Annotated in this window: 21 protein-coding genes; 6 read left to right on the top strand and 15 right to left on the bottom strand. The window is 61.1% G+C overall.

The window, feature by feature from the left end; all coding sequences use genetic code 11:
* The first annotated feature begins 10 nt into the window (after positions 1 to 10).
* On the top strand, positions 11 to 286 hold the full coding sequence (locus tag ACA049_RS13685) for a peptidylprolyl isomerase (RefSeq protein WP_007898282.1): 276 nt from the start codon (positions 11 to 13) through the stop codon (positions 284 to 286).
* 147 nt (positions 287 to 433) lie between these two features.
* On the opposite strand, the gene ACA049_RS13680 is transcribed toward ACA049_RS13685, so the two are convergent.
* From ACA049_RS13680 to ACA049_RS13645, 8 genes are all read right to left on the bottom strand, one after another.
* Positions 434 to 1,369 carry a sugar kinase gene (locus ACA049_RS13680; RefSeq protein WP_497336227.1) on the bottom strand — a complete coding sequence of 312 codons (936 nt, stop codon included), beginning with the start codon at positions 1,367 to 1,369 and terminating at the stop codon, positions 434 to 436.
* A 158-nt stretch (positions 1,370 to 1,527) separates the two neighbouring features.
* Entirely contained in the window at positions 1,528 to 2,745 is a 1,218-nt protein-coding gene (locus tag ACA049_RS13675) for an amino acid deaminase (protein WP_497336225.1), read from the bottom strand.
* A gap of 39 nt (positions 2,746 to 2,784) precedes the next feature.
* The gene (locus ACA049_RS13670; RefSeq protein ID WP_497336223.1) at positions 2,785 to 3,549 is read right to left on the bottom strand and encodes an IclR family transcriptional regulator; all 765 of its coding nucleotides are present in this window, start codon (positions 3,547 to 3,549) and stop codon (positions 2,785 to 2,787) included.
* Positions 3,550 to 3,696: 147 nt separating this feature from the next.
* Positions 3,697 to 4,086 carry a RidA family protein gene (locus ACA049_RS13665; protein ID WP_497336221.1) on the bottom strand — a complete coding sequence of 130 codons (390 nt, stop codon included), beginning with the start codon at positions 4,084 to 4,086 and terminating at the stop codon, positions 3,697 to 3,699.
* A 28-nt stretch (positions 4,087 to 4,114) separates the two neighbouring features.
* Positions 4,115 to 4,906 carry an amino acid ABC transporter ATP-binding protein gene (locus tag ACA049_RS13660; protein WP_497336219.1) on the bottom strand — a complete coding sequence of 264 codons (792 nt, stop codon included), beginning with the start codon at positions 4,904 to 4,906 and terminating at the stop codon, positions 4,115 to 4,117.
* Positions 4,903 to 5,565, bottom strand: a complete 663-nt coding sequence (locus tag ACA049_RS13655; protein ID WP_008033040.1) for an amino acid ABC transporter permease — start codon at positions 5,563 to 5,565, stop codon at positions 4,903 to 4,905. Before ACA049_RS13655 ends, ACA049_RS13660 begins: the two co-directional genes overlap by 4 nt.
* Positions 5,566 to 5,574: 9 nt before the next feature.
* Positions 5,575 to 6,237 carry an amino acid ABC transporter permease gene (locus ACA049_RS13650; protein WP_008015908.1) on the bottom strand — a complete coding sequence of 221 codons (663 nt, stop codon included), beginning with the start codon at positions 6,235 to 6,237 and terminating at the stop codon, positions 5,575 to 5,577.
* Positions 6,238 to 6,291: 54 nt separating this feature from the next.
* The gene (locus ACA049_RS13645; protein WP_497336217.1) at positions 6,292 to 7,140 is read right to left on the bottom strand and encodes a transporter substrate-binding protein; all 849 of its coding nucleotides are present in this window, start codon (positions 7,138 to 7,140) and stop codon (positions 6,292 to 6,294) included.
* A gap of 345 nt (positions 7,141 to 7,485) precedes the next feature.
* Here ACA049_RS13645 and ACA049_RS13640 point away from each other — a divergent pair, with 345 nt between their 5' ends.
* The gene (locus ACA049_RS13640; protein ID WP_497336215.1) at positions 7,486 to 7,929 is read left to right on the top strand and encodes a thioredoxin family protein; all 444 of its coding nucleotides are present in this window, start codon (positions 7,486 to 7,488) and stop codon (positions 7,927 to 7,929) included.
* A 130-nt stretch (positions 7,930 to 8,059) separates the two neighbouring features.
* Here the strand turns inward: ACA049_RS13640 and ACA049_RS13635 are convergent, their stop codons facing one another.
* On the bottom strand, positions 8,060 to 8,926 hold the full coding sequence (locus tag ACA049_RS13635; protein WP_497336213.1) for a LysR family transcriptional regulator: 867 nt from the start codon (positions 8,924 to 8,926) through the stop codon (positions 8,060 to 8,062).
* A 164-nt stretch (positions 8,927 to 9,090) separates the two neighbouring features.
* Between ACA049_RS13635 and ACA049_RS13630 the strand changes: the two genes are divergently transcribed.
* The gene (locus ACA049_RS13630; RefSeq protein WP_497336211.1) at positions 9,091 to 10,629 is read left to right on the top strand and encodes an MFS transporter; all 1,539 of its coding nucleotides are present in this window, start codon (positions 9,091 to 9,093) and stop codon (positions 10,627 to 10,629) included.
* 63 nt (positions 10,630 to 10,692) lie between these two features.
* Positions 10,693 to 10,950, top strand: coding sequence for a DUF2790 domain-containing protein (locus ACA049_RS13625; protein ID WP_497336209.1), 258 nt, complete (start codon positions 10,693 to 10,695; stop codon positions 10,948 to 10,950).
* Here ACA049_RS13625 and ACA049_RS13620 read toward each other — a convergent pair.
* Positions 10,947 to 11,351, bottom strand: coding sequence for a MerR family transcriptional regulator (locus ACA049_RS13620; protein ID WP_109632067.1), 405 nt, complete (start codon positions 11,349 to 11,351; stop codon positions 10,947 to 10,949). The two genes, ACA049_RS13625 and ACA049_RS13620, sit on opposite strands and share 4 nt — an antisense overlap.
* 77 nt (positions 11,352 to 11,428) lie before the next feature.
* On the opposite strand from ACA049_RS13620, the gene ACA049_RS13615 reads away from it, so the two are divergent.
* Entirely contained in the window at positions 11,429 to 12,652 is a 1,224-nt protein-coding gene (locus ACA049_RS13615) for an NADH:flavin oxidoreductase/NADH oxidase family protein (protein WP_497336207.1), read from the top strand.
* Positions 12,653 to 12,736: 84 nt separating this feature from the next.
* A complete protein-coding gene (poxB, locus tag ACA049_RS13610) occupies positions 12,737 to 14,461 on the top strand; it encodes a ubiquinone-dependent pyruvate dehydrogenase (protein ID WP_497336205.1) in 1,725 nt (574 codons plus the stop codon).
* A gap of 116 nt (positions 14,462 to 14,577) precedes the next feature.
* On the opposite strand, the gene ACA049_RS13605 is transcribed toward poxB, so the two are convergent.
* The 5 genes from ACA049_RS13605 to cobW form a co-directional block, all read right to left on the bottom strand.
* Positions 14,578 to 16,224 (bottom strand): phospholipase D-like domain-containing protein, encoded by a 1,647-nt coding sequence (locus tag ACA049_RS13605; protein ID WP_497336203.1) that lies wholly within the window; start codon positions 16,222 to 16,224, stop codon positions 14,578 to 14,580.
* Between the two features lie 285 nt (positions 16,225 to 16,509).
* On the bottom strand, positions 16,510 to 17,121 hold the full coding sequence (locus ACA049_RS13600) for a vWA domain-containing protein (protein ID WP_497336863.1): 612 nt from the start codon (positions 17,119 to 17,121) through the stop codon (positions 16,510 to 16,512).
* Between the two features lie 53 nt (positions 17,122 to 17,174).
* Positions 17,175 to 18,173 (bottom strand): magnesium chelatase ATPase subunit I, encoded by a 999-nt coding sequence (locus tag ACA049_RS13595; RefSeq protein ID WP_497336201.1) that lies wholly within the window; start codon positions 18,171 to 18,173, stop codon positions 17,175 to 17,177.
* A 149-nt stretch (positions 18,174 to 18,322) separates the two neighbouring features.
* Positions 18,323 to 22,189, bottom strand: a complete 3,867-nt coding sequence (gene cobN, locus ACA049_RS13590; RefSeq protein ID WP_497336199.1) for a cobaltochelatase subunit CobN — start codon at positions 22,187 to 22,189, stop codon at positions 18,323 to 18,325.
* A gap of 3 nt (positions 22,190 to 22,192) precedes the next feature.
* Positions 22,193 to 23,254, bottom strand: a complete 1,062-nt coding sequence (cobW, locus tag ACA049_RS13585; protein ID WP_046048481.1) for a cobalamin biosynthesis protein CobW — start codon at positions 23,252 to 23,254, stop codon at positions 22,193 to 22,195.
* Positions 23,255 to 23,314 lie beyond the last annotated feature (60 nt).

Below are 23,314 nucleotides of genomic sequence, written 5' to 3'. Positions count from 1 at the left end.
GGTACGCCCCATGAAAGCTCAAGCCCGCCATATTCTGGTGAAAACCTCGGAAGAAGCCGAGCAGCTCAAACAACGCATCGCCAAGGGCGAAGCCTTTGATGTGCTGGCCAAGAAATACTCCACCTGCCCGTCCGGCAAACGCGGCGGCGACCTGGGTGAGGTGCGGCCCGGGCAGATGGTCGGGGTGATCGATGCGGTGATCTTCAAAAAGCCATTGCGCGTGGTGCATGGGCCGATCAAGAGCAAGTTCGGGTATCACCTGGTACAGGTGTTTTACCGGGATTGATCGAATACCGCTCGCAAATCTCCTGTAGGAGCTGTGTAGGAGCTGTCGAGTGAAACGAGGCTGCGATCTTTTGATCTTGCTTGTAAAAAAACAAAGTCAAAAGATCGCAGCCTCGTTTCACTCGACAGCTCCTACAGGTATTGTGGTTCAGGTGCGGGGAATGAGTGCTCCGGGCACTTGAATCACCCGACTGGCTAAGCGATGTCCGGCCTCAGCAGCATCGGTCGCGCTCCCACCCTTGAGCCGACTGGCCAGATATGCCGCACTGAACGAATCCCCCGCCGCCGTGGTGTCCACCACCCGCTCGACCTTCTGCGCCGGCACTTCAAACGACTCGCCACCACAGCGAATCAAACACGCCTCGGCACCGCGCTTGAGCACCACTTCGGGGGTGCCGATCTGTTCGTAAGCGGCAAACACCGCCTCGCAATCGGAAAAATGAAACAGCGCCTGCTCATCATCAACCGTCAACAATGCCAGATCGACATAAGGCAAGACGCTGCGATAAGCCGCCCGCGCCTCTTCGACTGATGCCCACAGGCGTGGCCGGTAGTTGTTGTCGAAGACGATCCGCGCATCTCGCTGCCGGGCCTCGATCAGGGTTTCCAGCAACTTCTCCCGACCTTGCACACCGAGCACTGCCAGTGTGATGCCGCTGAAATACAACACATCGTAATCCGGCAGCGCGGCCAGGATTGGCGCGGCGGCCGGGGTGGTGAAGCAATCGCGCACGGCTGCTTCGTTGCGCCAGTAGAGGAAACGTCGCTCACCTGCCGCATCGGTCTGGATGCAGTACAAACCGGGCAGTCGCCCGGGCAGGCGCTGGACCATGTCCAGGCCGATGTTTTCGTCAGCCCAGGTCTGGCACATGGCATCGCTGAAACTGTCATCGCCCAGGGCGGTGACGTAATCGACGACGCCGCTCGCGCCCAGTTCCCGGGACAGGTACACCGCGGTGTTCAAGGTATCGCCACCGAAGCTTTGTTGCAGCGTGCCGTCGGCGCGTTGTTGCAATTCGATCATGCACTCGCCGATCAGGGCGATGCGCGGGGTGTTGGGGCCCAAGGTGTTGATGGTGTTCATTGTTTTTGTCGTCTCTGGTGTTGCGATGTTGTCTGGGAGGACGCCTTCGCGGGCAAGCCTCGCTCCTACAGGTCCAGCGGTTGCCGCCTATTTCGCGACCGACACAAATCCTGTAGGAGCGAGGCTTGCCCGCGAAGGCCGCACCTCGGTCTCGAGCCTTAGAAACAGGTTTCCATGGTTTCGATGACGTTCAACTGCTCATCCACCAGACACCCCGTGCGCCACTTGTCGAACGTCAGGCACGGGTGCGATGTGCCGAACGAAATGATGTCGCCCACCCGCAACTCAACGCCCGGGGCCACGGTCATGAACGCATGCTGGTCCATCACCGCCGTCACTTTGCAGGCACTGACATCGTCCCCGTTCGCCGGCACCGCGCCGGCCTTGTAACGCAGCAGCGGCACAGGCAAACCCGCGTCATAAGCCACGTCGCGCTTACCCAGGGCAATCACCGCAAAACCCGGTTCCGGCAACGACTGCACGTGCGCCCAGACTTCCAGCGCCGGGCGCAGGCCTTCGTGCAGGTCGCTGCGGCGGTCGAGCACGCAGCACTGCGCTTCCTTGTAGATGCCATGGTCGTGGGCCACGTAGCTACCGGGGCGCAACACGCTCAGGAAACGTCCACCCGCGTTCTGTGCTTCGAAGGACTCAGCGATCAAGTCGTACCAGGCCGAACCCGAGGCGGTGATGATCGGCTTGGGAATCGCAAAGGCGCCGCTGTCCTGCAACTGCACGGCCAGACGCACCAGGGAGGCGGCAAATTCACGAATGCCCGTCACCGCATGATCACCATGGATCACGCCTTCATAGCCTTCGATACCGGTCAGCGCCAACGCCGGTTGCGCGCCGATGGCCTTGGCCAGCGCGACCACTTCCTCTTCCGTGCGGCAACCGCAACGACCGCCGACCACGCCGTACTCGATCATCACGTTCAGGCGCACACCGCGCGAGGCGAAATACGCGCCGAGGTCAGCGACGTTGTCCGGGTGATCGACCATGCAATGGAAATCGAAGGTCGAGTCCGCCAGCAGATCGGCGATCAGCGCCATGTTCGGCGTGCCGACCAGTTGGTTGGCCATCAGCACCCGACGCACACCGTGGGCGTAAGCCGCACGGGTTTGCGTGGCGCTGGCCAGGGTGATGCCCCAGGCGCCGGCGTCCAGTTGGCGACGAAACAGCGCAGGTGTCATGCTGGTTTTGCCGTGGGGCGCGAGTTCAGCGCCGCTGTTGCTGACAAACGCCTGCATCCAGCGAATGTTGTGCTCCAGCGCTTCGCGGTGCAGCACCAGCGCAGGCAGGCTGACGTCGCGTACCAGGTTGGCGCCGGTCTGGGCAAAGCCCTTTTCCACGGCGGCAGTATGTTGGGCAGAAGACATGGTCGAACTCCTCACATTCGCGGCTGCAGGCAGCCGCTGTTATTCGTTGATACGCCGGGCCAGGCTATTGGCGCTGTCGATCAGCACCCGGCGATAGTCGTTGTAATTGTTCTTGGCGTCGTCCCTTGGGGCGACGATGCACAGGGTTGCAATGGCCACGCCGTTGGGGTCTTTGACCGGGGCGGCGAAGCAATGGGTAAAGGTGTCGGCGACGCTATCGAAAGAGAAAAAACCATCGATATCAGCCTGACGAATTTCCTTGAGAAACTGCTCCAGCGGCAGGCGCTCGCCGTCAGGCAGGATGAAGTCGTCGTGGTCGATCAGGTCTATGATCTCTTGATCGCTCAAATGCGCCAGCAGCAGGCGCCCGGAAGCGGTCCAGGGAATCGGCGCGTTCTCGCCGATGTCCGAGGAAATGCGGAAATGCCGCTCGCCCTCTTTCATCAACGCCACGGTGTATTTGCGCCCGTTGAGCAGGCACATCTGCGCGGTTTCATGGGTCTGGCTGACGATGTCCTGCAAGGCGTGATCGGCCTCGCGGGTCAGGTCAAAATGACGCAGATGCGCCTGCCCGAGGAAGTACAGCTGACGGCCAAGGTAGACGTGACCGTCCTTGCCCACGGGTTCGAGAATGCGTCGTTCCAGCAGGGAAGCAACCAGCTCGTAGATCGTGGATTTCGGGCTGTCGATGCCGCTGGCGATTTCATTCGGGCGCAGCGGTTTGCCGACTTCCTTGAGGAAATCGAGGATATCGAACGCCCGGTCCAGACCGCGAGCCCGGCGCTTGATGGTGTCTTCGGTCATGTCAGTGGTTCCCATACAAAGTGCCGGGAGTTTAACCAGAGTGCGGTGGTGACTGTTAGGGCGCCTTCGCGGGCAAGCCTCGCTCCTACAGGGGAATTCGGTCTCATGTAGGAGCGAGGCTTGCCCGCGAAGAAGTCACCGCAAATCTCAGGCCTTTTTCTTGTACGCGATGCAGTCGATCTCGACCTTGCAGTCGACCATCATGTTCGCCTGCACGCAGGCCCGGGCCGGGGCGTGTTCGGGCTTGAAGTATTCGGAGAAGACCTTGTTGAAACTGCTGAAATCCCTCGGGTCCTCCAGCCACACGCCAGCACGCACCACGTCTTCCAGGCCATAACCGGCCTCTTCGAGAATCGCGATCAGGTTCTTCATGGTCTGGTGGGTCTGCTCGACGATGCCGCCAGTAATGATCTCGCCGTCCACCGCCGGCACCTGCCCGGAAACGTGCAGCCAGCCATCGGCTTCAACGGCGCGGGCGAAAGGGCGAGGCTGACCGCCAGCGGCGGTGCTGCCGGTGCCGTAACGAGTAATGCTCATGAGTGTTTCTCCTGATTGAAAATGATGTTTAAAACCGCGTGTTCTTGAGAAATTCTGCCAGACGCGGTGATTGCGGGCGTTCGAACAGTTCCTTGGGAGGCCCCTGCTCTTCGATCCGCCCCTGGTTCATGAAGACGATTTTGTCCGACACCTCAAAGGCAAAACGCATCTCGTGGGTGACCAGCAACATGGTCATGCCTTCATCGGCCAGGCCCTTGATCACGTTCAGCACTTCGCCGACCAGCTCCGGGTCGAGGGCTGAGGTGACTTCGTCGAACAGCATCAGGCTCGGGTTCATCGCAATCGCCCGGGCAATCGCCACGCGCTGTTGCTGACCACCGGACAACTGACCGGGATAGTGATCACGGCGCTCCAGCAAGCCGACCCGCTCCAGCCATTTTTCCGCCAGCGCCACGGCTTCGTCCTTGTGCAGCTTCTTGACCTTGAGCAAGCCGAGGGTGACGTTCTGCAACGCGGTCAGGTGCGGGAACAGGTTGAACTGCTGGAACGCCATGCCGGTCATGGCCCGGTGCCGAGCGATGATTTTTTCCGGGTGACGCACGCGCTTGCCGTTCACCTCGTCATAACCGATGGACTCGCCATCGAGCATGATCTGCCCGCCCTGGAATTCTTCGAGCATGTTCACGCAACGCAGCAGCGTGGTCTTGCCCGAGCCGCTGGAGCCGATCAGCGTGACCACGTTGCCGCGCTGCATGGTCAGGTCGACGCCCTTGAGTACCTCAAGCTTGCCGTACTGTTTGTGCAGGCCGCGAATGTCCAGCAGGGCCTGGTTCTGTGTCGAAACTTGAGGTTGAGTCATGGCAAGGCCACCCGCTTTTCAATGTGCCGGCCGAGTAATTCGATGGCGTAGTTGATGACGAAAAACAGAAATCCGGCGAACAGGTAAAACTCCAGCGTCATAAAGGTGCGGGCGATGATTTGCTGCGTGCTGAGCAACAATTCCGCCACACCGATGACCGACAGCAAGGTCGAGGCCTTGACGATCTCCGTGGAGGAGTTGACCCAGGTCGGCAGGATCTGCCGCAACGCCTGAGGCAACAACACGTAACCCAGGGCTTGATAAAACGTCAGGCCAATCGCCTTGCTCGCTTCCATCTGACCGCTGGGCAACGCTTGCAACGCGCCGCGCACAATCTCCGCGACGTGGGAGCCGCAAAACAGCGTCAGCCCCAAGGCGCCGGCCTGAAACGCACTGATCTGCCAGCCCAGCGCGGGCGCCATGTAAAAGCAGGCCAGCACCAGCACAAACACCGGCGTGCCGCGAATAATGTCCACGTAAAACCGGAACGGCGCACGCATCCAGAACTTGCCGTAGGTCAGCACCAGACCGGCGACAATGCCGACCATCGTGCCCAGCAAAATCGCCAGGGCCGAGACCTGCACACTGGTCAGAAAGCCTTGCCACAACACTTCGCGGGCAACCCATAACTCATGCAACCAACTGGGGGATTCGTACATGGGGGCCTCCTATCGGCGGATCGCCAGACGCTGCTCGAGGTAACGCAGCATCATGGCAATGAGGTAACAGGCCGCAACATAGAGCGCTGTGGTCACCAGCCAGGTTTCGATCACCCGGTAGCTCTCGACATTGATCTTGCGCGCGTAATAGGTCAGCTCCGGCACGGCAATCGCGGCGGCCAGCGAGGTGTCCTTGAACAGCGAAATGAAGTTGTTCGACAAGGCCGGCAGCACATTGCGCAGCATCACCGGCACGGTGACGTAGGCCTTGACCTGCCACTCGCCGAGACCGATGGCCAGCCCGGCTTCACGTTGCCCTTTGGGAATGCTCAACAAGCCGCCACGAAACACTTCGGTCAGGTACGCCCCGGCATACAGCGACAGGGTGATGATGAACGACGGGATCTTGTCCAGGCGGATCCCCAGGCTCGGCAAGGCGAAGTAGATCAACAGAATCAACACCAGAATCGGCGTATTGCGGATCACCGTCACATACACCGACGCCAGCACCCGCAATGCACGGTGCTTTGACAGCAAAGCAAACGCCATCATCAGGCCGATCACGCAGCCGATGGCGATCGACACCAGCGCCAGCTCAAGGCCCAGACCGAGCCCCGCCAGCAAGGTGTCGAAATCGCGCCACACGGCGGCAAAGTTCAACTGATAGTTCATGGTCAGCAGTACCTTTTGAACGGGGCGATTCATCACCGCCCCGCTCTCACGGGATCATTTGAATTCGATAGGGAAACCGATGGCCGGGGTCGGCAGATCGACACCGAACCATTGCTTGAACGACGCCGCGTAAGTCGGGAACTCAACGCCGGTCATGGCTTCATGCAGGGTGGTGTTGACGAAGTTCAGCCAGTCCTGATCGCCGCGTTTGACCGCGCAGGCGTAGGTTTGAGGGCTCCAGGCGTAAGTCGGGCTGCGGTAGCGGCCAGGGTTTTGCACCATCAGGTATTTCACCGATGACTGATCGGTGGCGGCTGCATCGGCACGGCCGGAGTTCACGGCCTGATACATCAGGTCAACGCTGTCGTACTGATCGACCTTGGCTTTGGGCAACGCCTGGTGCACCAGCTCCTCGGCGTACACGTTCTGCAGCACCGCCACGGTCACGCTGTCGTTGGCAGCCTTGAGGTCGTCGATTTCCTTGTACTTGCTGTTGGCCGGCAATAGCAGGCCGACGCCTTCGCGGTAGTACGGCAGCGTGAACGCCACTTGCTGGGCACGGCTGGCAGTCACGGTGATGAACTGGCAACTGATGTCGACCTTGTCAGTCAGCAGGTTGGGAATCCGTGCATCGGAGGACTGCACCACGAACTCGACCTTGGTTGGGTCGTTGAACAACCCTTTGGCTATCATTTTGCCGATATCGATATCGAACCCCTGCAACTTGCCGTCCGCTCCCTGGAAGTGCCACGGGGCATTGGTGCTGCCTGTACCCACAATCAACTTACCGCGGGCCAGCACGCTATCGAGCTTGCTGTCCGCCGCCTGGGCTACGCCCATGGCAGCAGCCGAAGCTGCGACAAGAAAAACACACGCTTTAAACAAGGAAGGTCGGCGATGCATGGCAAGCACTCCAGGGTGATGTTTATTCCGCTATACCGGACGTTGGTATGTAACAACGGAATAGACAGCAGAAAGTGTGCCACAGGTTGGGCGGTGAATGTAGGGGGGATTGAAAAGTGTTTTGAATCAAATGGATGGATGACAATGAAAAACGGGCGTTACCAAATGCACGGGTGAACGGACGCTACCGATGGCCACAACGGTTCGGGTACTTGCACCACATTTGCGGTGAAGCGATTCAAAATGGAGCAGCGTGTTACCTGTAATTTCTGACAGTAGACCCACCCGCCTCCACTCCTTTACCGTCGACAGACTCTCAACGCACAGTGAAAAAAGGAGGTTTCAATGCGCTCGGTCACCGCCCAAGACACGCTGGCCCCGGTCTATCGCAAGGCACTGAGAACCTGGCGTCCCGTGATTTTGTACTTCGGCAGCCAGCACTGCCCGGCCTGCGATTGGGCAGGGCCGATCTTTCGCCAGATCGCCGAGGCTTATCGGCATCACGCGCACATCTACATGCTGGACACGGTTGAATCGCCTCGGCATCCGAACGTCACCGGGACACCGACGGTGCTGTTTTACAAGGAGGGGAAGCTGCAGAAAAAGCTCAAGGGGATTGGGACTGAGCAAACGCTGAAGGAGAATTTCGCCAGGCACATTGGCAAGGTGAAACCGGCAAAGGTGAAGCGTAAACCGGTGCACAATCTGGTGTGGTTGAAATGGGCCTTGCGCAGGCTGTGCACTGTGCCTCGTGCCGCTGAGCGGTTGAATCGGCGGGTTTGGTGGTAACCGGTGGCATTTGTTGGGGTTGATAGATCGCTTTCGCGAGCAAGCCCGCTCCCACAGGGATCTTGTGAACACTGAAGATCCAATGTGGGAGCGGGCTTGCTCCGGGAGGCGTTACGGCGAAGCTTTGCCTTTAGCGATTTTTGACTTGCTCGATATATCGAGTCACCGCCGCCGATTTCTCGAACCGTCGATGAATCAGCGACAACCACGACGTCGCCTCGCAGCCCTTGATCGGCCAGTACAACACGCCCGGCAAACCGACATGCCCGACCACCGACTCCGGCACGACCGCCACGCCCTGCCCCAACGACACCAGCGCAATCACCGCCACCAGCCCGCCCGGCTGTGCACCCAGTTTCGGTGCAAACCCGCCCTCGGCGGCAACTTGCAACGTGCCGCTGATTTGCTCCGGCAAGATGAACGTCTCGTTTTGCAGATGCTCGGGACTGATATCCGGCAGATGACACAGCCATGACTCGGCGGACAGCGCCAGCACAAAGCCTTCCGAGTCCAGACGAATGGCCTCCAGGCCGTCAGGCAGGGTCATGGGTGAGCGGACATAACCTATGTCGAATCGTCCCTCGACCACCATCGCCGGCAATGACGCCATGGGGCTTTCCCGCACGTTCAAGCTGACGTCCGGACACTCGCGGCTGAAGGCCTGCACCTGTTTTTGCAGCACCCCCGAGTACACCGCCGACGCCACGTAACCCAGTTCGATATGACCGATATCGCCGCGTCCGGCCCGCTGGGCATTGTGCTGGGCGTATTCGAATTGCCGCACCGTCGCCTCGGCTTCGATCAACAGTGCGGCGCCGGCTTCGGTCAGGCTGACTTCACGGGTCTGGCGCACGAACAGACGTGTGCCCAGTTCGTTCTCCATGTCCTGGATTTGTCGAGTCAGGGTCGGCGGTGCGATGCCGAGTTGTTCGGCGGCGCGGGTGAAGTTGCCTTGCCGGGCAACAGCCAGAAAGTAGCGGAAATGCCGTATGTCCATGGGTGCATTAGCTCAAAGGTAATGAAGTCCCGATACCAGGCTAACAAAGCCTGCAATCGATCGCGATAAGCTCATTGCCAATCACAGTAGAGAGCCAATGCCATGCACGTCAAACCACTTTTCGCTGCGGCGACCACCGATCTTGCCCAAAAGGCAATCACATCATGAACCGGGTCAGTCCACGTCTGACCCTGCTGACGGCCTCCGGCGTGTGTTCGCTGATCGTGCTCGACACCAACATCGTCGCCGTCACCTTGCCAACCATCGCGCGGGACCTGGGCGCAAACTTTGCCGACATCGAATGGGTGGTCAGTGCCTACATGCTGGCGTTTGCCGCCTTGTTGTTGCCGGCAGGCAGCATTGCCGACCGCTTTGGCCGGCAGAAAACATTGCTGTGGGGCCTGGGTATTTTCATCCTCGCCTCCATTGGTTGCGGCGCGGCGCCGACGGCGTTGTTTCTCGACATCGCGCGAGCGGTCAAGGGTGTCGGCGCGGCCTTGTTGTTGACATCGGCCCTGGCCTCCATCGGCCACACTTTTCACGATGAAGTCGAACGGGCCAAGGCCTGGGCGTTCTGGGGCGCGTGCATGGGCGTGGCGATGACAGCGGCGCCAACGGTCGGCGGGCTGATTACCGAATACGTCGGCTGGCGCTGGATCTTCTACCTCAACCTGCCGGTCGGCGCGTTCCTGATGTTCATGGTCTGGCGCGCCGTGCCGGAATCCAGGGACGCCCAGTCTGCGCGCCTCGATCCTTGGGGCAGCCTGGCGTTCAGTGCGAGTTTGTTGTGCCTGATCTGGGGTTTGATCGAAGCCAACCGCATCGGCTGGAGCAACCCGCTCACCTACGCCCGGCTCATCGGTGGCGCGCTGTTGTTGGGATTGTTTGTGCTGATTGAGCGGATGCAGCAGCGACCGATGGTCGACCTGCAATTGTTCAGGCATCCACGTTTCATCGGCGCCCTGCTCGGAATGTTCGCCTACGCAGGCTGCGCCCAGGTGATGATGACGTTGCTGCCGTTTTATCTGCAAAACGGCTTGGGCTTTTCGGCCATCGCCTCAGGGTTGGGGATGCTGCCGTTTGCCGTGACCATGTTGATTTGCCCACGAATCGGCGCTCGGCTGGCGCATCGATTTGCCCCGGCGACGCTGATGGCGGCGGGTTTGACCCTGGTCGGCAGCGGCAACCTGCTCAGCGCCTGGGCCGTCAGCAGCGGCGGCTACCTGCCCTTCGCCCTGGCCATTGCCGTGACGGGCGCCGGTGCCGGCCTGCTCAATGGCGATACGCAAAAAAACATCATGGCCTGCGTGCCCCGCGAACGCACCGGCATGGCCTCGGGCATGAGCACCACCATGCGTTTCAGCGCGATCGTGCTGGCCATCGGCGTCTTCGGTGCGTTGCTGTCCAGCCATACCGAATTGCTGTTGCGCACCAGCCTGTCGGCGCAAGACGCGCAATGGCTCGGGCAGTCGAAAGGCATTGCCTCACGGGTGGTCGCCGGTGACATGACAGCGGCAATGAACCTGCTTCCGGAAACCGCGCGTGCGGTGGTCGAGCCGCTGGCGCGCCAAGCGTTCGTCGGTGGCTTCAGCCTGCTGCTTTTGGTTGCCGGTTTGCTGGCCTTGCTGGGGGCATTGGTGGTCGGCACGTTGATGCGCAATCCAATCCCGGTGCAGAAAAGTTTTTCCCTGGGCCTGGAATAAACCCCGACGGGGCTCGTCGTACTGCCACTGAAATCGTTCAGTAGCCACTACGAGAGCCCCATCATGAAACTCATTCTGTCCGCCCTGTTTCTCATCAGTCTGAGCGGTGTTGCAGCGGCCGCTTCCGTCGACAATTCCAGCACGCCGAAAGTCGAAGACTACACATATTCGACACCGCTCCATATCGCCAAAGTGCTCAACATGACCAGCAGCGATGGTTGCGGCCCGCTGCCTCGGGAGATGACCTACATTGACACCATGGGCAATGAACATGTCCTGCGTTATCAGGCCTTTGGCGAAAACTGCCTAGGGCAAAATTAATGCTTCATCGACGCCAGCACCCGCTCGGCATTTTCACCGCAGGCCATCCCTTCGGGCCGTGCCTGGATGTTCTCGATCAACCCCAGTAACTGCGCCTTGCTTTGAGCCAGGTGCAGTTGCATCGCTTCGATCTGTTCGACTTTGCGTCCCAGGCTCGCCACCAGCTCATCGTGCTTGAACTCGCCCGTCACCGTGTCCGGCAACAACAACTTCAGCTCTTCGAGGCTGAACCCGGCCTGCTGCGCGCACTGGATGATCTTCAGGGTTTGCAGGACTTGCGGCGGGTAGCGCCGATAGCCGTTGGCCAGGCGTTCCACTTGCCGGATCAGGCCCTGAGCCTCGTAAAACCGAATGCGCGAGGCGTTCAACCCGCTCAACTGCGCCAATTCACCAATCTTCATCTCGGCCTCATCTGCCTGCTTGACATTAAAGTTAACTTTAAGCTTAGCCTCTACTCATCACTGATGAGGAGTCAAGCATGTCGCCTTTCCAAACGTTGAAGTTGCCCAACGGCCAGACCCTCGGCAATCGCATCGCCAAAGCCGCGATGGAAGAGAACCTTGCCGATACCGGACAAGCGCCGTCCCGCGCGCTGTTTCAGCTTTACCAGGCCTGGGCCGATGGCGAAACCGGCCTGCTGTTGTCCGGCAACGTGATGATTGATCGCCGTGCCATGACCGGCCCTGCAGGTGTTGTTCTGGAAGACGAGCGGCATCTTGAGCAGTTCCGTCATTGGGCAGCCATCGGCCGCTCCGGTGGCGCGCATTTCTGGGTGCAGCTCAATCATCCCGGTCGCCAGACCATGGCCAACCTCGGCCAGCAAGCCTGGGCACCGTCGGCCGTGGCGCTGGATCTGGGTTCGTTCTCCAAGATGTTTGCCGAACCCAAGCCGATGTCGGAAAGCGATATCGCCGAGGTCATCCAGCGCTTCGCCACCAGCGCGGCCCTGGCGGAAAAAGCCGGTTTCACCGGCGTGCAGATTCATGCGGCGCACGGCTACCTGCTCAGCCAGTTTCTCTCGCCATTGACCAATCGCCGCACTGACCGTTGGGGCGGTTCCCTGGAGAATCGCGCCCGTCTTTTGCTGGACGTGGTCAGCGCCGTTCGCCAAGCCGTGTCGCCACAGTTTTGTGTGGCGGTAAAACTCAACTCGGCAGACTTCCAGCGCGGCGGTTTCGACGCCGATGACGCCAGACAGGTGATCCTGTGGCTCAACGATCAGAAAATCGATTTGCTGGAGCTCTCCGGGGGCAGCTACGAAGCGCCGGCCATGCAAGGCGAAGCCCGCGACGGCAGGACCCTGGCGCGGGAGGCGTACTTTCTGGAAATGGCCGGCGAACTGGCCAGCGTCGCGAGCATGCCGGTGATGGTGACCGGCGGGATTCGACGCCTGGCCATTGTCGAACAAGTACTCGACAGCGGCATCGCCATGGCCGGTATCGGCACGGCGCTGGCCATCGAGCCGCAATTGGTCAAGCGCTGGCGCGAAGGCCAGAACAGCCACCCGCAATTGCCGCCGATTCGCTGGAAACGCAAACCGCTGGCAGCCCTGGCGAGCATGGCCGTAGTGAAATTCCAGTTGCATCGCCTGAGCCGTGGGCGCAAGACCCGACCACAGGTTTCAGCGATATGGGCGTTGATTGTCGATCAGCTGTACATCGCCCGGCGTACGCGCCAGTACCGGCAGGCGATGGGCAAGTAATCGAACATTCAGGTGAGTCATGGTTGCCCCAGCGTTGTCCTCTTCTAACCCCTGAGGACAATTCATTTATCACTGGAGCACCCCATGGCGAAAATCACCATTGCCCAGCAACTGGCAACCACCCTTGAACAGGCCGGCGTTAAACGCATCTGGGGCCTGACCGGCGACAGCCTCAACGGCCTGACCGAGGCCTTGCGCACCATGGACAACATCGAATGGATGCACGTGCGCCACGAGGAAGTCGCTGCGTTCGCCGCTGGCGCTGACGCGGCGGTCACCGGGGAATTGGCGGTGTGCGCCGGCAGTTGCGGACCGGGCAATCTGCATTTGATCAACGGACTGTTCGATTGCCACAAAAACCATGTGCCGGTGCTGGCCATCGCCGCACAAATACCGTCCTCTGAAGTCGGTCTGAATTACTTTCAGGAAACTCATCCGCAGGAACTGTTCAAGGAATGCAGCCACTTTGTCGAACTGGTGAGCAACCCGGCGCAGATGCCCCAGGTGCTGCATCGGGCGATGCGCAGTGCCATCCTCAATCGCGGCGTGGCGGTGGTGGTAATTCCCGGCGATGTGGCGCTGCAGGAAGTCGAAGACAACCTCAAATCCTGGCCGGCGCTGTCGAAACCCCGCACCCTGCCCGCGCCTCAAGACCTGGATCGTCTGGTCGAATTGCTGAGCCAAAGCAAAGCCGTGACGCTGATGTGTGGCGCCGGTTGCGCGGGCGCCCACGATCAGGTGGTGGCGTTGGCTGACGCCCTCGGCGCGCCGGTGGTGCATGCGTTGCGCGGCAAGGAGCATGTGGAGTGGAACAATCCGTTCGATGTCGGCATGACCGGGCTGATCGGCTTCAGCTCCGGTTATCACGCGATGCTCAACTGCGACACGCTGGTGATGCTCGGCACTGACTTTCCCTATCGCCAGTTCTATCCCACCGACGCCACCATCATTCAGATCGACCACGACCCCCAAGCCCTCGGCCGGCGCACCGCGCTGGATCTGGGCATCGCCGCCGATGTCGGCGAAACCCTCGCCGCATTGCTGCCGCGCCTCCCGTATCAGGGCGACCGCAGCTTTCTCGAGTCATCCCTCAAGCATTACCAAAAGGCGCGTCAGGGGCTGGATGACCTAGCTCAACCGTCGTCGCCAGGCCGGCCGATTCATCCGCAATACCTCACTCGCCTGCTCAGTGAACTGGCCGATGACGATGCGATCTTCACCGCCGACGTGGGCACGCCGACAGTGTGGGCCGCTCGTTATCTGAAAATGAACGGCCAGCGCCGATTGCTTGGCTCGTTCAATCACGGCTCCATGGCGAACGCAATGCCTCAAGCCATTGGCGCGCAAGCGGCGTTTCCCGGGCGGCAAGTGATTTCGCTGTCTGGCGATGGTGGTTTCAGCATGCTGATGGGGGATTTCATCTCGCTGGCACAACTGAAGCTGCCGGTAAAAATCATCGTCTACGACAATGCCTCGCTCGGCTTCGTGGCCATGGAAATGAAATCCAGCGGACTGCTGGATACCGGCACGGACCTGCACAACCCGGACTTCGCAGCGATGGCCAACGCCATGGGGATTCTGGGGATTCGTGTCGAGGAATCCGAGGCACTGGAACCTGCCTTGCGCCGGGCGCTGGCACATGACGGGCCGGTGCTGGTGGACGTGGTGACGGCGACTCAGGAATTGGCGATGCCGCCGACGATCAAGCTGGAACAAGCCAAAGGGTTCAGTTTGTACATGCTCAAAGCGGTGATGAGCGGGCGTGGGGATGAGGTGATCGAGTTGGCGCGCACGAATCTGTTTCGCTGACACGCTGAAACCGCGTCGCCCTCTTCGCGAGCAAGCCCGCTCCCACACTGGATCTCGTTATGACGCAGATCCTGTGGGAGCGGGCTTGCTCGCGAAGGGGCCCGTGAGACCAGCACTTACTGCCCGGAGAAACGCAACCTCGACAACTGACGCAAATTCCCCTCGACATAATAATCATCAGTCCAACGGTCATCCGCCGCCAACGGCTGCACCTGCTTGAGCGCCAGTTTTTTCGCGTAATAGCGAAACCGGTAATGCTCATAAAACCGCAACAACTCCAGACCATAACGATCAGCCAAATCAATATCACCACGAACGATCAGATAGTTCTCGTCATTGCTGCGACTGGCCGCCGCACTAAGGTTGTGGCTGCCGCTGATGATTGTCGGTGCATCGCTGGTGAAATCCGTGACGATGGCTTTGGTGTGTACCAGCAGGTTGCCCTTCTGGCCTTCCTTGCTTTCCAGGAGCCAACCTTCCAGACCTGTATTGAGCAACGCAACCGTGGTGAATTCGGCGCTGCGGTCGGCGTGAAACCCGGTGATTTTGCTCGCGGAGTTTTGCAGGCCGTAGCGCAGGATGTCGTCGTGGGGCTGGCCGAGCAGCGCGTTAAGGATGGCGTCGGGCAAGGTGAATGCGGTGACGAATAGCAGGTCTTTTTTCGCCGCGTTGATGATGTCGACGAACTCATGCAAGTCGCCCTTGCCCGAGCGCGGTGAGAATCCGGCGAACAATGGTTGGCTCGGGTCCATCGGGTTGTGTTGGGTGATCCATTGCCGCGTGGCGCCGACATCTGCCGGGGTGTTCCAGACCTGTTCGAAGGTTTCCAGGTAGCTGGCGCCGACCCGAGGATCGTCCAGCACATGCACCACATTGGCCTGACGGTAGATGCCGTTGGGAGTGAAGTTGGTGCTGCCGCAGAGCACGGCTTCAGGCTGGCGCAGACCCGCTGCATCGAGCCGGCTCAGGACGATGAATTTGTTGTGGAAAATGCTGTGGGTGACGCGCCCGCGCTTGTTCGCCGCCGGGATTTTTTCCAGGCTGGCCTCGTTCATGGCGGTCGTGTCTTCGTCCGGTTGCGCGTGGTAGAGAACGCGCACCTTTACGCCGCGCTCGTGCGCCTCGTTCACCGCCTCGACAATCACCGGCAACTGGTATTCGTAGATGGCGATATCCAGCGCCCACTGGTCATCGATTGCACGCCCGATAAACCCCAGCAAACGCCCGAGCAAACCGTTCTCCAGCCATTGGCGCGGGGCATCGGGCCAGGCTTCAATGGGCGGCTTCTGGTCGCCACTGAGCAGCGCGTCGAGTTCGGGAAACTTGCGCTGGAACGCTTGGCTGGCGGCCACGGCGCGGTTGAAATTGACGCTTTGGTTGCCGGGGTGACCGTCATCGGAAGTGACCGTCACCTCCAGGGATTCGCCCAGTTGCGGCGCATCGGCGCTGCCGTAGGCCAGATAGATCCGGTAATGAATCGTCAGCCCCGGATTCACCGCGTAATCGGCCCAGCGGAATTTCTGCAACGGCGCGATATTGCTCGGGGTGGCGTGGTATTGGGGGAAGGTATGAGACTTGCCCGGGAACGTCAGGCTATTGAACAGAAACAGCCAGGGTTTGCTGCCCTGCTGCTTTTCGATGGCGAAACCCAGCAGGCCTTTACGACGGGGTTCGGCCACGTCCATGGCCAGCAGCACGCCGTTGGTGCCGGCGTAGGCTTTGACGCGGAAATCGTTCTGAGGGTTAACGACCAGCACGCGCATGATTCACTCCTTTGATCGAATGCAGTTCAGAGCATAGGGGAGCGATGCGGATTCGCCATGAATAGCCGGGACCGGGGTGATGCCATCGCGAGCAGGCTCACTCCCACAGGGTTTTGTGGATGCTGGAGATCAAGGGTGGGTCAGTGATGTGGATTCGCCATGATTATCCGGAACCGGGGTGATGCCTTCGCGAGCAAGCCCGCTCCCACAAGAGATCTGTGGCGTTCACAAATCCTGTGGGAGCGGGCTTGCTCGCGAAGAGGCCCCTGCAGGCAACACAGTTTTTCACCCCGAAACCAGCTCATCAATGTGCCGATAATCCGCTTGCAACTCAGCAGCCATCTGCCTGGCGCGACCTAACCGAATCGGCCCACGCTCGATATCAATCAATAATCCCGGGCAATCCAGCACCGGCAACCCCGACCACTCCTTCAATCGCCCATCAGTCACCAACAGCAGCCTTTGCTGTTCCGCCGGAAAGCGCTTTTGCCGTGCCGCCAGCCAGCGCCCCGCTTCGCCCAGCGCCGCCAACAACGGCGTGCCGCCGCCCGCGCCCAGGCTATCGAGCCAGGCACGCAACCCCGTCGACGCTTTTAAACCCTGCACTTGCCACTTCGGTGTATGACCGCTGGCGGTCAGCAAGGCCAGACGCGCGCGTTGGCGATATGCATCGTCAAATACTTGCGCGAGCAACCCCTTGGCATCGCTCAACGCCTGATGACGGCGGGTCGAGGCCGACGCATCGACGATCACCAGCCACAGTTCATGTGAGGACCGCGTGCGCAGGTGGAACAGCACATCGCTGCGCTGACGCGGCCGACCATTGAGCAAAGTGCCGGGCCAGTTGATCGAGCCACTGCGCGCGGCGTGACGCTTGCCCTGCTTGCCGTTATCCAGCCGTCCTGCGCGGGGCCTGGCATTCGCCCCCGCGTCAGATCGAGGGCGAATGCCTAAGGCTTTTTTGGCCAGCTCGGCACTTCACGGCGGGCACCGACCGGCAGCGCCTGCGCGGGCATTTCACCCCACTGGCCCTGGCCTTCGCTCGGGCTGGAAGGTTGCGCCGAAGGCGATTGATTGTGTTGCGGCGCCGGAGGCGATTGCTCGCGACGACGATGACGCAGGGCGAACTCGGCGACGGCGTCGATATCGTCCTCGGCGATGGTGCTCGCCCCTCGCCACGCGGCGTGGGCACGGGCGGCGCGCAGCCAGACCAGATCGGCGCGCAGGCCATCGACACCGGCAGCAAAACAGCGCTCGGTGATCTGTGCCAGAGCTTCATCATCCAAGGGGATACTCGCCAACAGGCTGCGCGCCTTCTCGCAACGTTCACGCAGCGACTGCTGCTGGCTTTCCCACTCGGCGCAAAAGCGCTGGGGATCGCTATCGAAATCCAGACGCCGACGGATGATCTGGCCACGTTCGGCTGGTGCGGTATGGCCGCTGAGGGCGACGTTCAGGCCAAAACGGTCGAGCAGTTGCGGCCGCAACTCACCCTCTTCCGGGTTCATGGTGCCGATGAGCACGAATTTCGCTGAATGCCGGTGGGAAATGCCGTCGCGCTCGACCAGGTTGGTGCCGCTTGCGGCCACGTCGAGCAACAGGTCGACAAGGTGATCGGGCAGCAGATTGACTTCATCGACGTACAACACACCGCCATCGGCCTTCGCCAGTACGCCGGGGGAAAATTGTGCGCGGCCTTCGCTCAGTGCGGCGTCGAGGTCGAGGGTGCCCACCAGCCGTTCTTCGGTGGCGCCAAGAGGCAAGGTGACGAACTGACCGCTGGCCAGCAAATCTGCCAAGCCTCGGGCGAGGGTCGACTTGGCCATGCCGCGCGGGCCTTCGATCAGCACGCCGCCGATTTTCGGGTCGATGGCGGTCAGGTAGAGCGCGAGTTTCAGATCGTCGGCGCCGACCACGGCGGAGAGCGGGAAATGGGGGGTGTCGGTCATCTTCAATACTCGGTCATGGTCGTTAGCAGGCACACGTTATACCTGTAGGAGCGAGGCTTGCCCGCGAAGGCGTCCGTTCAGTCGAAATCCATGTTGAATGCAAGGGCCTCTTCGCGGGCAAGCCTCGCTCCTACAGGTTTTGCGGAGCGTCAGGTCTCTTCTTCTATATCCAGCAACAGGTTTTCCAGTGCCTCGCGATACGCGCCAGGTTCCTGCCACATCCCGCGCTGCTGCGCCTCGAGCATGCGCTCGGTCATGTCGCGCAACGCGTGGGGATTATGTTCGCGCACAAAATCCCGGGTCGCCGGATCGAGCAAATACGCATCCGCCAGCAATGCATATTGATGGTCGTCGATCAGTTGGGTCGTAGCGTCGAAGGCGAACAGATTATCCACCGTCGCTGCCAACTCAAACGCGCCTTTATAGCCGTGACGCTTGACCCCCTCGATCCACTTCGGATTCGCCGCCCGGGAGCGGATCACCCGGTTCAGCTCTTCCTTCAAGGTGCGGATCTTCGGCAAGTCCGGCTGACTGTGATCGCCATGGTAACTGGCCGCCGCTTCACCGCTCAGGCTTTCCACGGCGGCGAGCATGCCACCCTGGAATTGGTAATAGTCGTTGGAATCGAGCAAGTCATGCTCGCGGTTGTCCTGGTTTTGCAGCACCGCCTGAACCTGGCTCAAGCGTTGGGCAAATTGTTCACGGGCGGCGGTGCCTTCATCGGACCCGCCGTAAGCGTAGCCGCCCCAGTTCAGGTAAACCTCGGCCAAGTCCTCGCGGCTTTGCCACAGGCGACCGTCGATGGCGCCTTGCACACCCGCGCCATAAGCGCCGGGTTTGGCCCCGAAAATGCGCCAGCCGGCCTGACGCCTGGCCGCTTCTTCATCCAACCCCGACTGGATCAACGCTACACGCTCGGCCCGCACTTTGGCGGCCAACGGGTTGAGGTCGTCCGGTTCATCCAGCGCGGCGACCGCTTGCACGGCGGCGTCGAACAGACGGATCAGGTTGGCAAAGGCATCGCGGAAGAACCCGGAAACCCGCAAGGTCACGTCCACACGCGGACGGTCGAGCAAGCTCAGCGGCAGGATTTCAAAGTCGTCGACCCGTTGACTGCCGGTGGCCCAGACCGGGCGCACGCCCATCAACGCCATGGCCTGGGCGATGTCGTCACCGCCGGTGCGCATGGTCGCGGTGCCCCAGACGGACAGGCCGAGCTGACGCAGGTGATCGCCGTGGTCTTGCAAATGCCGTTCGAGAATCAGGTTCGCCGACTGGAAACCGATGCGCCACGCGGTGGTGGTCGGCAGGTTACGCACGTCCACCGAATAGAAATTACGCCCGGTCGGCAGCACGTCCAGACGACCGCGACTCGGTGCGCCGCTGGGGCCTGCCGGGACAAAACGACCGCTCAGGGCGTCGAGCAAGCCGCGCATTTCTGCCGGGCCGCAGGCGTCCAGACGTGGGGCGACGACTTCGCACAGGCTGTCGAGGATGGCGCTCACTTCAGACCAGCGTGGCTCCTGTGGGAGCGGGCTTGCTCGCGAAAGCGGTGGGTCAGGTAAATCTATATCGACTGACACTCCGCTTTCGCGAGCAAGCCCGCTCCCACAGGGTTCGGGGTTGGCTTGAGACGGGTTTAGTGTCTGCGAGATCAGTTGAGCGGCGAACAGTTCCAGGCGTTCGCGGGTATCCCCGGCGGTGCGCCAGGCTTCATCGTTAATTGATTGCAGTTCAACGGGACGCGGCCCGACCCAAGGCTCAGCCAACGCACAATCCAGCGGATCAAACCCCAATTCAAACGCCTTGGCCAACGCTCGCAACAAACTCGATTGCGCCCCACGGCCATCGCCACGGGGGATGCGCAACAGCGCCAGCAATGTATCAATGCGCAAGCGTCCGGTCGGTGACTCGCCAAAGATGTGCAGGCCATCGCGTATCTGCGACTCTTTCAAGTCGCACAGATACGTGTCCAGCCGCGGCAACCAGATCGCCGCGTCGGCGTCACTGTTGAGTTTTTCGTCCAGTTGCAGTTCACGGTCGATGTGCGTGTCGCGCACCAGTTGCAGGATGTCGCGCTGCAATTCCCGGGCGCGGCGCGGGTCGAGCAGCTGCGCTTCGTAATATTCATCGGCCAGCAACTCAAGGTTACGCAACGGGCCGTAGGTTTCGGCGCGGGTCAGCGGCGGCATCAGGTGGTCGATGATCACCGCCTGGGTGCGACGCTTGGCCTGGGCGCCCTCGCCCGGGTCGTTGACGATAAACGGATAGATGTTCGGCAGCGGCCCGAGCAACGCGTCCGGCCAGCAGTTTTCCGACAGCCCGACACCTTTGCCCGGCAACCATTCAAGATTGCCGTGCTTGCCGACGTGGATCACGCCGTGGGCGCCGTAGGTGTTGCGCAGCCAGAAATAGAACGCCAGATAGCCGTGGGGCGGCACCAGGTCCGGGTCGTGATACACCGCGCTCGGATCCACCTGATAACCCCGCGCCGGTTGAATGCCGACGAAGGTCAGGCCAAAGCGCAGCCCGGCGATCATCATGCGCCCGTCACGGCACATCGGATCGCTGTCAGGCGTACCCCAGCGCTCCAGCACGGCTTGCTGATTGGCCTCGGGCAAGGCATTGAACATCGCCCGATAGTCGTCCATCGCCAGGCTTTGCTGACAGGGGCGCTGGTCGATTGTGTCGAGGTCGTTGCTGACGCCGCCGAGCAATTGTTGAATCAAGGCAGTGCCGCTGTCCGGCAATTCGGCAGGCAGCGGATAACCTTCTTTATGAAGCGCACGCAGGATGTTCAGCGCGGCGGCCGGGGTGTCGAGGCCCACGCCATTGCCGATGCGCCCGTCGCGGGTCGGGTAGTTGGCGAGGATCAGCGCGATGCGCTTTTCGCTGTTTGGCACGCGCGCCAGATCGATCCAGCGCCGCGCCAGTTCGGCGACGAAATCCATGCGCTCCGGCTGAGCCCGATAACACACCACGTCCGACTGACTGCGCTCGCTGCGCCATGCCAGGTCCTTGAAACTGATCGGCCGACTGATGATCCGCCCGTCCAGCTCCGGCAGCGCGATGTGCATGGCCAGATCACGCGGGCCGAGGCCTTGTTCGCTGGCGAGCCAACCGGGCTCGTTGTCTTGGGCACAAATCGCTTGGATCACCGGAATATTGCGGCGAAACGGCCGCAAATGTGGCGCTTCAGGGCTGGACTGGGCGAAACCGGTGGTGTTGAGAATCACCCCTGCCTCGACTTCGTCCAGCAAATCCTCGACCACCGTCAGGCAGCCGGGCTCTTTCAAACTGGCCAGCGCAATCGGCAACGGATTCAAACCCGCCGCCTGCAAACGCTGGCAGAAAACATCGATGAATGCAGTGTTCGCCGCCTGCAAATGCGAGCGGTAAAACAGCACCGCCGCCACCGGTTGACCGGCCTGCCAGTCGGCTTGCCAATCGCTCAGTTCAGCGGGGCTTTTTTGCGGGTGATAAATCGCTGTGCGCGGCAGGGTTTGCGGCTCGGACCACACATAATCGCGATCCAGCCAGCGATTGGCCAGACAGCGGAAAAAATCCAGGGCATTGGCCATGCCGCCCTGACGCAGAAACTGCCAGAGCCGGTCGCGATCGTCGGCAGCCACGGTACTCAGGTCGCTGAGTTCCGGGTCCGGACGATCATCGCCCGGCACCAGAATCAGCTGCACACCGCGCTGGGAAAGCTCCACCAGACGTTCGACCCCGTAACGCCAATAGGCGATGCCGCCGTGCAGCGAGATCAGGATCACCTTGGCGTGGCGCAGCACTTCGTCGACATACAGGTCGACCGAGGCGTGATTCTGCACCTGCATCGGGTTGGCCAGACGTACGCTGGGGTAATCCTCGGGCAACTGCTGCGCCGCTTCGGCGAGCAGCGCCAGGCTGGAGTCGCCGCTGCACAGGATCACCAGCTCGGCGGGGGTTTGTCCAAGGTCGGCGATGTTGTCATCCGACACGAAACCGCCGGGCTGGGTCCTGAGCAGGTGCATGGCTTAAACGCTGAGCGCGGCGCGCAGTTGCGCTTCAAGCAGCGTGGCGTCCAGTTCCTGGCCGATCAGCACCAGGCGCGTGGTGCGCGCTTCATCGGCGCCCCACTGACGGTCGAAATGCTTGTCGAAACGCGTGCCGACGCCCTGGATCAACAGGCGCATCGGTTTGTTCGGGATCGCGGCGAAACCTTTGACCCGCAGGATGCCGTGCTGGACCACCAGTTGGGTCAGCGCGTCCAGCAACAGGCTTTCGTCCGCTTGCGGCAGCTCGATGGAAATGGAATCGAAGGCGTCGTGGTCGTGATCGTCTTCACCTTCATGGTGGTGATCGTGATGGCTGTGACGGCTGTCGATGTGCTCTTCGGAACCGGCACCGAGACCGATCAGCACGTCCAGTGGCACGCGGCCGCTGCTGGCTTCGATGACTTTGACGGCGGGCGGCAGCTCTTCGGCGACTTCCAGGCGCACACGGGCGAGGTCTTCAGGGCTGATCAGGTCGGCCTTGTTGAGGATCACCAGGTCAGCACTGGCCAGTTGGTCGGCGAACAGCTCGTGCAGCGGCGATTCGTGATCCAGATTCGGGTCGAGTTTGCGCTGGGCGTCGACCTGGTCCGGGAACGCGGCGAAGGTGCCGGCGGCGACGGCCGGGCTGTCGACCACGGTAATGACCGCGTCAACGGTGCAGGCGCTGCGGATTTCCGGCCACTGGAAGGCTTGAACCAGCGGTTTTGGCAGGGCCAGGCCGGAGGTTTCGATCAAGATGTGGTCGAGGTCGCCGCGACGGGCGACGAGTTCGCGCATCACCGGGAAGAATTCTTCCTGAACGGTGCAGCACAGGCAGCCGTTGGCCAGTTCGTAGACGCGGCCGTTGGCTTCTTCTTCGGTGCAGCCGATGGAGCATTGCTTGAGGATTTCGCCGTCAATGCCCAGCTCGCCGAACTCATTGACGATCACCGCGATGCGGCGACCCTGGGCGTTGTCGAGCATGTGCCGCAGCAAGGTGGTTTTGCCCGAGCCGAGGAAGCCGGTAACGATGGTGACGGGGAGTTTGGCCAGTGTTTTCATCGGATGCCCTTTGGCAAGGTGGCGGGCATACGGGACGACAATCGCAGCGACGGATGCGCG

It is taken from the genome of Pseudomonas sp. LBUM1662 (genome assembly GCF_059695915.1).
This window is presented reverse-complemented; position numbering and strand designations above follow the sequence as displayed.

What these genes read in the sequence shown, in the direction of transcription:
- ACA049_RS13685 (WP_007898282.1), top strand. Translation starts at nt 11, where the DNA reads ATGAAAGCTCAAGCCCGCCATATTCTGGTGAAAACCTCGGAAGAAGCC.
- ACA049_RS13680 (WP_497336227.1), bottom strand. Translation starts at nt 1,369, where the DNA reads ATGAACACCATCAACACCTTGGGCCCCAACACCCCGCGCATCGCCCTG.
- ACA049_RS13675 (WP_497336225.1), bottom strand. Translation starts at nt 2,745, where the DNA reads ATGTCTTCTGCCCAACATACTGCCGCCGTGGAAAAGGGCTTTGCCCAG.
- ACA049_RS13670 (WP_497336223.1), bottom strand. Translation starts at nt 3,549, where the DNA reads ATGACCGAAGACACCATCAAGCGCCGGGCTCGCGGTCTGGACCGGGCG.
- ACA049_RS13665 (WP_497336221.1), bottom strand. Translation starts at nt 4,086, where the DNA reads ATGAGCATTACTCGTTACGGCACCGGCAGCACCGCCGCTGGCGGTCAG.
- ACA049_RS13660 (WP_497336219.1), bottom strand. Translation starts at nt 4,906, where the DNA reads ATGACTCAACCTCAAGTTTCGACACAGAACCAGGCCCTGCTGGACATT.
- ACA049_RS13655 (WP_008033040.1), bottom strand. Translation starts at nt 5,565, where the DNA reads ATGTACGAATCCCCCAGTTGGTTGCATGAGTTATGGGTTGCCCGCGAA.
- ACA049_RS13650 (WP_008015908.1), bottom strand. Translation starts at nt 6,237, where the DNA reads ATGAACTATCAGTTGAACTTTGCCGCCGTGTGGCGCGATTTCGACACC.
- ACA049_RS13645 (WP_497336217.1), bottom strand. Translation starts at nt 7,140, where the DNA reads ATGCATCGCCGACCTTCCTTGTTTAAAGCGTGTGTTTTTCTTGTCGCA.
- ACA049_RS13640 (WP_497336215.1), top strand. Translation starts at nt 7,486, where the DNA reads ATGCGCTCGGTCACCGCCCAAGACACGCTGGCCCCGGTCTATCGCAAG.
- ACA049_RS13635 (WP_497336213.1), bottom strand. Translation starts at nt 8,926, where the DNA reads ATGGACATACGGCATTTCCGCTACTTTCTGGCTGTTGCCCGGCAAGGC.
- ACA049_RS13630 (WP_497336211.1), top strand. Translation starts at nt 9,091, where the DNA reads ATGAACCGGGTCAGTCCACGTCTGACCCTGCTGACGGCCTCCGGCGTG.
- ACA049_RS13625 (WP_497336209.1), top strand. Translation starts at nt 10,693, where the DNA reads ATGAAACTCATTCTGTCCGCCCTGTTTCTCATCAGTCTGAGCGGTGTT.
- ACA049_RS13620 (WP_109632067.1), bottom strand. Translation starts at nt 11,351, where the DNA reads ATGAAGATTGGTGAATTGGCGCAGTTGAGCGGGTTGAACGCCTCGCGC.
- ACA049_RS13615 (WP_497336207.1), top strand. Translation starts at nt 11,429, where the DNA reads ATGTCGCCTTTCCAAACGTTGAAGTTGCCCAACGGCCAGACCCTCGGC.
- poxB (WP_497336205.1), top strand. Translation starts at nt 12,737, where the DNA reads ATGGCGAAAATCACCATTGCCCAGCAACTGGCAACCACCCTTGAACAG.
- ACA049_RS13605 (WP_497336203.1), bottom strand. Translation starts at nt 16,224, where the DNA reads ATGCGCGTGCTGGTCGTTAACCCTCAGAACGATTTCCGCGTCAAAGCC.
- ACA049_RS13595 (WP_497336201.1), bottom strand. Translation starts at nt 18,173, where the DNA reads ATGACCGACACCCCCCATTTCCCGCTCTCCGCCGTGGTCGGCGCCGAC.
- cobN (WP_497336199.1), bottom strand. Translation starts at nt 22,189, where the DNA reads ATGCACCTGCTCAGGACCCAGCCCGGCGGTTTCGTGTCGGATGACAAC.
- cobW (WP_046048481.1), bottom strand. Translation starts at nt 23,254, where the DNA reads ATGAAAACACTGGCCAAACTCCCCGTCACCATCGTTACCGGCTTCCTC.